General features: G+C 72.5%; 1 protein-coding gene. It reads right to left on the bottom strand.

Annotated features, from left to right (window positions below):
- Positions 1-12,060: amino acid adenylation domain-containing protein (locus tag ACFWPQ_RS51340; protein WP_384052015.1), on the bottom strand; the 12,060-nt coding region annotated here is incomplete at both ends.

Genomic DNA, 12,060 nt, shown 5'->3' with positions numbered 1-12,060 from the left:
CGACAACCACGACCGCTGCCACACCGCGAAATCCGCATACTGCACCGGCAACCCAGGCAACGGATCCGCCCCACCGGCCCGGAACGCCCCGTACAGCGCCAGCAGATCCCGTCGCAGTACGCGATCGGACCATTCGTCGGAGACCACGTGGTGCATGGTGAGCGCGAGGACGTGTCCGGCCGCGCCCAGTCGGATCAGGCAGGCGCGGACCAGCGGCCCGGCGCCCAGGTCGAACGGCGACGTCGTCTCCGCCGCCAGCAGCGCCGGCGCTTCCTGGAGCGGGTCGGGCAGGGACGACAGGTCCACCACCGGCAGCGCGAACGGGCCGGGCGGGTCGATCACCTGCCAGGCCGTTCCCTCGGCGTCGGCAACCAGCCGGGTACGCAGCACCTCGTGCCGCGCCACCAGTCCGCTGAGCGCGGCCGTCAGCGCGGCCACGTCCACGTCCCGTCCGAGGTGTTCGAGGAACGGGACGACGTATTCCGCCGACCCCGGCTGGAGCTGGTCCAGGAACCACAGGCGCTGCTGGGCGAACGAGAGTGGCAGCGGCCGGTCCCGCGGCACCGGTGTCATCGGCGGGGCCACCGGTCCGCGCGCGGTGCCCTCCACGACCTCGGCCAGTCCACGCACCGTCGGATGGTCGAACAGGGCCACCAGGGGCACCTCGGTCCCGAACACCTCCCGGATCCGTGAGATCACCTGAGTCGCCAGCAGCGAGTGCCCGCCCAGCTCGAAGAAGTCGTCGGCCGCTCCGACACGGTCGGTGCCCAGCACCCGCGCCCAGATCCCGGCCAGCAGTTCCTCGGCCGGGGTCGCGGGGGTGACGAACCCGTCCTCCGGTCGGGGGCGGGCGACGTCGTGCGCCTCCAGTGCGGCACGGTCGACCTTCCCGGCCGGGGTGCGTGGCAGGACGGCCAGTTCCACGAATGCCGACGGCACCATGAACTCCGGCAGCCGCTGTCCGGCGAAGCCGCGCAGGGCGCCCGGGGCGGGGATGCCGTCGGCGGGGTCGGCGGCCACGAGGAACGCGGCCAGCCGGGCGGCCGGGCCCTCCCCGGCGACGACGACCGCCGCGGCCCGGATCCCCGGGTGGGCGGCCAGGACCGCCTCCACCTCCCCCGGCTCGATGCGGTAGCCGCGCACCTTGACCTGTTCGTCGGACCGGCTCAGGAACTCCAGCTGCCCGTCGGCGTTCCATCGCACCCGGTCGCCGGTCCGGTACATGCGCGACCCGTGCGGGGCGGACGGGTCGGCGACGAACCGTGCCGCCGTGAGCGCCGGCCGGCCGCCGTAGCCGCGGGCCAGCTGGACCCCGCTGACGTAAAGCTCTCCGACCACGCCGACCGGTACCGGGTTCAGGTGTCGGTCCAGTACGTAGGCACGGGTGTTGGCGATCGGGCGGCCGATGGACAGCGCTCCGTCGGTCTGGCCGGCGGCCGGGTCGTGGGTGGCGGAGGTCGCGTCGACGGTGGCCTCGGTGGGCCCGTACACGTTGTGCAACGGGACCCGGAGCCGTCGGTGCAGCGCCGTGGCGACGTCGCCGGTGAGCTGCTCACCGCCGCAGACCACCTGCCGCAGCGCCGTGCACCGTGCGAGGGCGGGCAGCCCGGTGAGCACGGTCAGTACGGCGGGGACGGTGCCCAGCAGGGTCACCTGCCGGTCGGCCATCGTCTCGGCCAGTCCGGCGATGTCGGTCGCGGGTCCGGACGCGGGGACGACCACCAGTGTGCCGCCCGCGGCCAGGCCCGGGTACAGCTCGATCCCGAAGGCGTCGGTGCTCGGTGAGGAGTACATGAGGACCCGGTCGCGGGCGGTGATGGAGTACCGGTCGTTGAAGCCGCGCACGTAGTTCGCCAGGGCATCGTGCGCGATCATGACGCCCTTCGGCGTTCCCGTCGAACCGGACGTGTAGATGACGTACGCGAGCCTCCCCGCCGCCGTAACGGGGGGTTCCGTCGGCTCCGCGGTCGGCTGCCACCGGGCGTCCGGGTCGTCGAGCAGCACCGTCGTACGACCGTCGGTGGCGCCGTCGGGGAGTGCGGCCGTCATCTCCCGGCCGCCGACCAGGACGGTGGTCCCGCTGTCGGCGAGCATGAACGCGATCCGCTCGGCCGGGTACTCGGGGTCCAGCGGCAGGAAGGCGCCGCCCGCCTGCCAGATCGCGAGCACCGCGATGGTGAGGTCGATCCCGCGGGACAGTCCCAGCCCGACGACGGACTCCGGGCCGACTCCGGCCGCGCGCAGCCGGTGGGCGAGCCGGGCGGCCCGCGCCAGCAGGGCGCCGTACGACAGGGACCGCGGGCCGCAGACCACGGCGATCGCGTCGGGGGTGGCCACGGCGTGGGCCGCGATCAGCTCGGGTACCTGGAGCGGGTCCGGCCAGGTGACGGCCGTGTCGTTCCAGGTGTGCAGCAGCGTCGTGCGCTCGTCGGCGGGCAGGACGGACAGGGCGGACAGCGGCCGGGCGGCGTCGGTGGCGGCCGTGGCCAGCAGGGTGGTCAGGTGGCCGGCCAGCCGCTCGATCGTGGCCGCGTCGAACAGGGCGGTGCTGTACTGGATGACTCCGGCCAGGCCCCCCTCGCCGGAGTCGCTGAGGGTGAGATCGAGGTCGGCGAGGGTGAGGGGGCGGGCGAGCATGTCCCGGGCGCGGTCGTCCGTGGCGCCGGGCTCCGGTTGCGCGCCGTCGCCGTCACCGCCGTCACCGCCGTTGCCGCCGTTGCCGCCGTCACCATCGTCTGCTCCGACGTAGCTGAAGAAGACCTGGAAAAGGAGGGTGCGGGAACGGTCGCGGTCGGTGACCAGGGCGTCCACCAACTGCTCGAACGGCAGGTCCTGGTGCGCGTAGGCGCCGAGCGCCGTCTGCCGGACCCGGCCGACCAGGTCGGCGAAGGACGGGTCTCCTGACAGGTCGGTGCGCAGCACCAGGGTGTTGACGAAGAACCCGATGAGGTCCTCGGTCTCCGCACGGTTGCGGCCCGCGACGGGGGTGCCCACCACGATGTCGTCGGTGCCGCAGTACCGGCTGAGCAGCAGGTCGAACCCGGCCAGCAGGGTCATGAACATCGTCGCGCCGTTGTCGCGGGCGACCTCCCGCAGCCGGGCGGCGGTGGCTGCGGGCACGGTGAACTCCACCGCTGCGCCGGCGGTGGACAACACCGGCGGGCGGGGACGGTCGGTGGGCAGTTCCAGCGCCGGTACGTCGGCCAGCTGGTCCCGCCAGTAGGCGAGTTGGCCGTCCAGAACGTCACCGGCCAGCCAGGACCGCTGCCAGGCCGCGAAATCGGCGTACTGCACGGTCAGCGGCGGCAGAGGATCCGGGTGCTCTGCCCGCAACGCCGTGTAGAGGGCGGACAGTTCGCGCCGGAGCACCCGTGCCGACCACTCGTCGAAGACCACGTGATGCAGCGACAGCACCAGCACATACCCGGCCCCGCCCAGGCGGAACAGGCAGGCACGGACCAGCGGTCCCGCCGCCAGGTCGAACGGGGTGGACGCCTCCACCGCCAGCAGCTCCCGGGCCCGGGCCACCGGGTCGGCCGTGTCCGACACGTCCACCACGGGCAGCGGCACCGGCCGCGGCGGGTCGATCACCTGGTAGGCCACCCCGTCGGAGCCCGCCACCAGCCGGGTCCGCAGCACCTCGTGCCGCGCCACCACCGCGTCCAGGGCAGCACCCAGGACGGCCACGTCCAGGTTCCGGCCGAGTTCCACCGGCAGCAGCAGGTTGTACTCCGTCGATTCCGGTTCCAACTGGTGGAGGAACCAGAGCCGCTGCTGGGCGAAGGAGAGCGGCAACCGCCGGTCGCGGGACACCGCGGTCACCGCAGGCACCGCCGACCCGCGGGCGGTGCCCTCGATCACCTCGGCGAGCCCCCGGACCGTCGGATGGTCGAACAGCGCGGCGAGGGGCACCTCGGCCCCGAACACCGACCGGATCCGCGACATCACCTGAGTCGCCAGCAGCGAGTGCCCGCCCAACTCGAAGAAGTCGTCGTCGGCGCCCACCCGTTGCACCGTGAGGAGTTCCGCCCAGATTCCCGCCAGGACTTCCTGGACGGGGGTCGAGGGCACCACGAACCCGTCGAGTTCGGTACGGCCGGGGTCGGGGTCGGGGAGGGCGGCCCGGTCGAGCTTCCCGCCCGGCGTCAACGGCAACGCCGACAACTCGGTGAACGAAGCCGGAACCATGAACGCGGGCAGCCTGGCCCCCAGATACGCACGCAACTCACCCACACCGGGAACGCCCTCGGCCGGATCGGCAGGAACGAGATACGCCACCAGCCGAGCCCGCGCCTCCTCCCCGGCCACCGTCACCACCGCCGCACCAACACCCGGATGAACAGCCAGCACCGCCTCGACCTCCGCCGGCTCGATGCGATAACCACGCACCTTGACCTGCTCATCCACCCGCCCCACGAACTCCAGCCGCCCCCCGGCACCCCACCGCACCCGATCCCCGGTCCGATACACCCGCGAACCATCACCCGCGAACGGATCAGCGATAAACCGCTCCCCCGTCAGCGCCGCACGACCGACATACCCACGCGCCACACCCACGCCGCCCACGAGCAGCTCACCGGCCACACCCGCCGGCACGAGATTCAGCGCACCGTCCACCACGTAGAGGCGGGCGCCCGGAACCGGCCCTCCGATCGACGGAACCTCACCGTCGCCGTCCACCAGCCCGATACTCGCCACCACCGTCGCCTCGGTCGGCCCGTAAGCGTTCAGCAACCGCCGCCCGTCCGCCCGCCACACCGACGCCAACGCCGCATCCACCCGCTCGGCACCCGACACCAAGGTCTTCACCCCGGCCAGATCGGCCGGCCGCAGTGTCCGCAGCAACGACGGCACCATGAACGCCAGTTCCACCCCGGCCGCACGAACCAACCCACCGGGCTCGGTCCGCTCCCCGGACGACGCCACGACCAGCGTGCCACCACCCGCCAAGGTCATGACCAGCTCCCACACTGCCGCGTCGAAGCTGAACGGCGCCAACAACAAGCCCCGGGGCTCCTCGCCCAGCAACGGCCACAGACCGACCGCCAGACTCGCCAATCCCCTGTGCCCGACCTGGACCCCCTTCGGCACGCCCGTCGTCCCCGACGTGTAGATCACATACGCCAGTTGATCCGGCTCCACCGCCGTCGGCTCCGGCACGTCCAGATCGGTCCATGTGGCCGGGTTGTCCAGCCATACGACCGTGTCCACCGCGGAATCCACCAACCCCGCAGCCACCGAACGATGCCCCACCACCACCCGCGCACCGCTGTCGGCCAGCATCAACGCCAACCGCTCCGACGGGTACTCCGGATCCAACGGCACGAACGCCGCCCCGGCGCGCCAGGCCGCCAGGACCGCCACCACCAGGTCGGTCCCGCGCTCCAGACACAGGCCCACCACCGACTCCGGCCCCGCGCCCGCTGATCGCAGCGCCCCGGCCAGTCGGCCGGCCCGCTCCCACAGGCCCGCGTACGTCATCCGACGCGCTCCGCACTCCACGGCCACGGCGTCCGGACGCCGCCGCACCTGCTCGGCGACCAGACCGTGCACCGTACCCGCACCCGCACCCGCGGCACCGGTCCCCCAGGCGAGCAGCTCGGTGCGTTCCGCCGCCGTGACCATCGGCAGGTCGCCGACGGTGCCTTCGTCGTCGGCCACGACGCCCGTCAGCACCGCTGCCAGCTGGGCCGCCAGCCGATCGATCGTCGCGGGGGTGAACCGGGCACGGTCGTAGCTGAAGCCGACCTGAAGGTCCGGTGCCGTACCCGCGATGACGACCAAGGGGTAGTTGAGCCGCTGGTGGCCGTGCGCGATGTCGCCGAATCGCAGGTCGTCCGGTTCCGGTCCGCCCTGGTCCCTGCCTTCGCCGCCCTCGGTGTCCTCGGTGGCCTCGGTGTCCTGTCCTCCCGGGAGCGGGTAGTTCTCGAACACGAACACGACCTCGAACAGGGGGTGTCCGGCGGGGACTTCGCTGAACGCCTGGATGTCGGTCAGCGGGGTGTGTTCGTAGCGGCGGCCGCGTGCCTGCTCGGCCTGGATCGCGGCCAGCCACTCCGGAACCGGCAGGCCCGCGTCGACGGTGATGCGGGCCGGGGTGGTGTTCATCAGGAGCCCGACCATGGCCTCGATGCCGTCGAGCTGACCGCTGCGCCCGGAGGAGGAGACGCCGAACACGACGTCGTCGGTGCCCGCGTAGCGGGCGGTGAGAACCGCCCACGCCCCCTGGACGAGCGTATTGACCGTCAGCCGGTGCCGGCGCGCGAACTCCGCCGCCCCGGCGGCGACGTCCGCGGGCAGCGGGGCCCAGGCCAGGTCCCGGCCGGTTCGGCCCGTCGGGTGTTCGATTCCCAACGACGTGGGTGCCGTGAACCCGGCGAGTTGCTCCCGCCAGTACCGTTCGGCCTCGTCCTGGCCCTGCTCGGCCAGCCAGGCTACGAAGTCGCGGAACGGGCGTCGGTCGGGCAACGCGGGCCGCCGTCCCGCCGCCGATTCGCCGTAGGTCCGGAAGACCTCGCCGAGTACGACGGGGGCGCTCCAGCCGTCGAGCACTAGGTGGTGGTAGCTCCAGATCAGTTGGTGCCGTCGCTGCCCCAGGCGTACCAGCGCGAGACGTACCAGTGTCCGCGCCCCGAAGTCGGCACCCGCCGACTCGTCAGCGGCCAGGTACGCGTCGATCGCCTGCTGTTGGGCGTCCTCTTCCAGGCCCGACACGTCCACCGTCTGCCAGGGCAACGGCACCGATCGCGACACCACCGCCATCGGCACCGGAACCTGCTCCCACATCACCCCGGTACGCAGCACCTCGTGCCGTGCGAACACCGTCTCCCAGGCCTGCCGCAGCGCATCGACATCCAGGTAGCCGCGCAGGGGGAGGCTCATCCGCACCCAGTACATGCCCGTTCCGGGGGCGAGCCGGGAGTGGAACAGCATGCCCTGCTGCAGCCCCGTGAGCGGGTAGATGTCCTCGATCCCCGAGCCGATCCGGTCCTCGATGCGGTCGAGGGAGGACTGGTCGAGGGCGGCCAGCGGGAAGTCCGACGGGGTGTGGCCGCCGGTCTCCGGTCGGCAGCAGTGGTCGATCAGTTCACCGAGGACCTCGGTGTACCGGTGAGCCAGCGCGGAGATCGTCGCCTCGTCGTGCACCCCGCCGTCGTAGTTCCAGCCCAGGATCAGGCGGCCGTCGACGACCTGGCCACTGATGCCGATCAGGTAGGGCGAGCCGGTCTGTTCCGACTGTTCCCGGCCGAGGCGTCCGACCGGTCGCAGGGGTGGTACGCCGGTGCCGTCCGCCCGGTCCGGCCTGTCGGCGGTGGTGAGCCTGCCGGCGGTGGTGGGCCTGCCGGCGGTGGTGGGCCTGCCGGGGGCGGCCTGGCCGAGGTAGTTGAAGCTGATCTCCGCGGTGGCCGGGGGCCGCCAGTCCGCGAGGTGGCGCAACAGGCCGTACCCCATGCCGTGACGGGGCACCCGCCGCAGCGTCTCCTTGGTGTCCGCCAGCACCGCACCCGGCGCGGTCCCGCTGGGCAGCGCGACCGGGTACAGACACGTGAACCAGCCCACGGTCCGGGACAGATCGATCCCCGGACCCTCCTCGTGCCGGCCATGACTCTCCACGTCCACGACCGCCGGGCCACCGTCACCGAACCACCCGCCGAGCACCATCCCCAACCCCGCCAACAGCACCTCGTCGACCCGCAGCCGGGACACCGAAGGCACCCGCGACAACAGCAGCGACGTCGACGTGTCGTCCAAGGCCGTCCGTACCTCGCGGCGGGCCGCCGCCGCGTCGCCGCCGGACCGGTCACGGGGCATCGGCCGGATCCGGGCGGTGACGCGCTCCCAGTACGGCGCCTCGGCGGTGACCTCGTCCGAGGCCGCCAGTTCGGCCAGATGCGACGTCCACGCGGCGAACGACGTCGTCTTCGAGGGCAGTTCCACGGGTTCCCGTGCCGCCGACCGCTCGTACGCCGTCCCCAGATCGCTCACCAGGATGGCCCAGGACACGGTGTCCACCACCAGGTGGTGTGCCACGACCAGCACCAACGACCGCTCGCCCCGGTCGAAGAGCACGACCCGGACCAGCGGGCCCGCCGTCAAGTCCAGCGACTCCTGTGCCCTGTCCGCGAACTCCGTCAGCCATTGCTCTTCGTCCGTCGCGGGCGGACACGGCCCCGTCTCCCACACCACGTCCTGCGCATCGTCCGCGATGTCGGCGACGCGGCCCCACCACTCCCCGCCCGCCGACCCGAACCGCGACCGGAGCCCGTCGTGGTGGGCCAACAGCGAGGTCACCGCCTCCCGCAACACCTCGGCGTCCACCCGGCCGGCGGCCTCCAGCAGCACCGACTGGTTGTAGTGCGAGGGTGCCGGTGAGCCCAGTCCGAAGAACCAGCGCTGCACCGGGGACAGCACCATGTCCCCCACCACGGGGCCCTGGTCCGCGACCGCGCCCACACCGGCCTCGGCCACTGCGGCCAGCGTCCCCACCGTCTGGAAGTCGAACAGCTGCGCCACCGACACCCCGACGCCCAGCGACCGCGCCCGCGCGACCACCTGGATCCCGATGATCGAGTCGCCGCCCAGCTCGAAGAAGTTGTCCTCGACCCCGACCCGGTCCACGCCCAGCGCCTGGCCGAACGCCTCCGCCAGTACTCGCTCCACCTCGTTGCGCGGGGCGATGAACCGGCCCGTCTCCGGGCGCGCGCCGTCCGGATCGGGCAGTGCGGCGCGGTCGAGCTTGCCGTTGGGCGTCACCGGCAGAGCGGCCAGTTCGGTGAAGGTGACCGGAACCATGAACTCCGGCAGCCGGCGCCGTAGGAGATCGCGCAGTTCGCCGTTCGGCGGGAGACCGTTGCCGTGGTCGGCGGGCACCAGGTACGCCGCCAGTCGGCCCGTGCCGGCGGCCACCGTCACCACCGCCGACCGTACGTCCGGATGTGCCGCCAGCGCGGCCTCGACCTCGCCCGGCTCGATCCGGTAACCGCGCACCTTGACCTGGTCGTCGGCCCGGCCCAGGAAGTCCAGCACGCCGTCGGCGCCCCACCGTACCCGGTCGCCGGTGCGGTACATCCGCGAGCCGTCCGCCGCGAACGGGTCCGCGACGAAGCGTTCCGCGGTCAGCCCGGGGCGGCCGCCGTAGCCGCGCGCCACCTGGGCCCCGCCGATGAACAGCTCTCCGGCCACGCCCTCCGGCACCAGGCCCAGCGACCGGTCCAGCACATACAGACGGGTGTTGGCGATCGGCCGTCCGATCGGCACCCGGTCCGGCACCTCCGTACCGGCCGTGACGACGTGCACGCAGCAGCCGACCACGGTCTCCGTCGGGCCGTATTCGTTGACCAGCACCGTTTCGGGCGCGGCGGCGAGCCAGTCCCGCACCTGGGCCCCGGGCAGTGCCTCACCGCCGACCACCAGATGCCCGGCCAGACCAGCCGTAGCGTGGCCGGGCAGCAGTTCGCGCAGCAGCGGCAGATGTCCCGGCACCACCTTCAGCAGCCCGAACCCGCCCGCGGTGCGCGCCACCCCGGCCAGATCCTCGGGGTCGCCACCCGCGGCGACCACGACCGCCGATCCCGTCACCAGCGGCACCACGAGGCTCGTCACCGTCAGGTCGAACGACAGCGACGAGTGCAGCGGAGCCCGCGCTCCGCCCGTCCCGCCCGTCCCGCCCGTCCCGCTCGTCCCGCTCGTCCCGCTCGTCCCGCCAGCGGGCATGCCGTAGGCCTCGGCGGCCCAGGACACGTAGTTGACGAGCCCGCCCCGGGTGACCTGCACGCCTTTCGGCCGGCCCGTCGAACCCGACGTGTAGATCACGTACGCCAGCGCGTCCGGACCGGCCGACGTCGGTTCGGGCGGGGTCGGCGGGGCCGCCGCCACGGCCGCGACGACCATGGGCGCGTCGAGGTCGACCACCTGCACCCGTCGTAGCGGAAGCTCGCCGGTGAGCTCGGAGGTCCCCACCAGGACCGCCACCCGGCTGTCGGACACCATGAAGGCCAGCCGGTCGGCCGGGTAGTCCGGATCCAGCGGAAGATAGGCGCCACCGGCCAGCCACACCGCGAGCACCGCCGTCACCGTGTCCACCCCGCGCGGCAGGCACAGGCCGACCACGGTCTCCGGGCCCACCCCCACGGCGCGCAGATGATGCGCCAGGCGGCCGGCCCGGTCCACCAGCCCCGCGTAGGTCAACGACCGCTCCGCGCACACCACCGCCACGGCGTCCGGGCATGCGGCCGCCCGTGCGACGATCAGTTCACCGGGCCCGTCGGCGGCCGGCCGGGCAACGACCGGGCCGATCCCGGCGCCCACCAGTTCCGCCCGTTCCCCGGCGGTCAGCATCGGTGCCGTGGACAGCGGCCGGGTCCTGTCAGCGGCCATGGCGGCCAGGACCGTGCACAGGTGGCCCGCCATCCGTTCCACCGTGCTCCGGTCGAACAGCGCCGTGCTGTACTCGACCATGCCGCGCAGAGCACCGCCGGCTCCGTCGGCGACGATCAGCCGGAGGTCGAACTTCGCCAACACCGTGCTCAGTTCGGCGTCTTGAGGCGCGTCGTCGTCCGGACCCTCGTGTCCGAAGTAGTCGAAGAGCACCTGGAACAACGGAGTACGCGACCGGTCCCGCTCGGTCACCAGCGCGTCCACCAACTGCTCGAACGGCAGATCCTGATGCGCATACGCCCCCAACGCCACCTCACGCACCCGACCCACCAACCCCGCAAACGACGGATCACCCGACAGATCCAGCCGCATCACCAACGTATTCACAAAGAAACCGATCAAGCCCTCGGTCTCCGCCCGATTCCGGTTCGCCACCGGAGAACCGACCACCACATCCTCAGACCCCGCATACCGACCCAACACCACACCAAAAGCCGCCAACAACACCATGAACACCGTCGCCCCACCCTCCCGGGCAACCCCCCGCAACCCCTCCGACACCCCACCCGGCACCGAGAACGACACCACCCCACCCACATTCGACCGCACCAACGACCGCGGCCGATCCAACGGCAACTCCAACACCGGCAACCCAGCCAACCGCTCCCGCCAATACCCCAACTGACCATCCAGCACGTCCCCGGACAGCCACGACCGCTGCCACACCGCGAAATCCGCATACTGCACCGGCAACCCAGGCAACGGATCCGCCCCACCGACCCGGAACGCCCCGTACAACGCCATCAGGTCGCGGCGGAGCACCCGGGCGGACCAGTCGTCGAAGACCACGTGGTGCATGGTGAGTACCAGGATGTGTCCGACCCCGCCCCGGCGGATCAGGCTGGCGCGGACCAGCGGCCCGGCGGCCAGGTCGAACGGGGTGGCCATGTCCGACCGCACCAGCTCTTCGGCGATCCGCCCTGGCCGGGCGGCGCCCGACAGGTCGATCACCGGCAGGTCGACCTGACCGGACGGGTCGATCACCTGGTGGGCCACTCCGTCCGGGCCGGCCACCAGCCGGGTCCGCAGCACCTCGTGCCGTGCCAGCAGCGCGCGCAGGGCCGTGGTCAGCGCGACCACGTCCAGGTCCGGCCCGAAGTGCACCGGCGAGGTCAGGACGTACTCCACCGAGCCAGGCTCGAGTTGGTCCAGGAACCACAGCCGCTGCTGGGCGAACGACAGCGGCAGCACCTGGTCGCGCGACACCGGGCCGACCGGCGGAACCACCAGGCCGCGCGCGGTGTCGTCGATCACCGCGGCGAGGCTCCGCACCGTCCAGTGGTCGAAGAGCGTGGCCAGCGGCACCTCGGCTCCGAAGACCTCCCGTACCCGGGACATCATCTGGGTGGCCAGCAGGGAATGCCCGCCGAGCGCGAAGAAGTTGTCCTCGACGCCGACCCGGTCCCGCTCCAGCAGTTCGGCCCAGATTCCCGTGAGCAGTTCCTCGGTCGCCCCGGAAGGAGCGGCAACTTGGTGCTCCGGCTCCCGGCGGTTCTCCTGCGGGGCGGGGAGCGCCCCACGGTCGACTTTGCCTGCGGGGGTGAGGGGGAGGGTGGCGAGTTCGGTGAAGACGGCCGGGATCATGTAGTCCGGCAGACGCCGGGCCGCGAACGCGCGCAGGAT

Source organism: Streptomyces sp. NPDC058464, from assembly GCF_042721035.1.
Taxonomy (GTDB): domain Bacteria; phylum Actinomycetota; class Actinomycetes; order Streptomycetales; family Streptomycetaceae; genus Streptomyces.
This window is presented reverse-complemented; position numbering and strand designations above follow the sequence as displayed.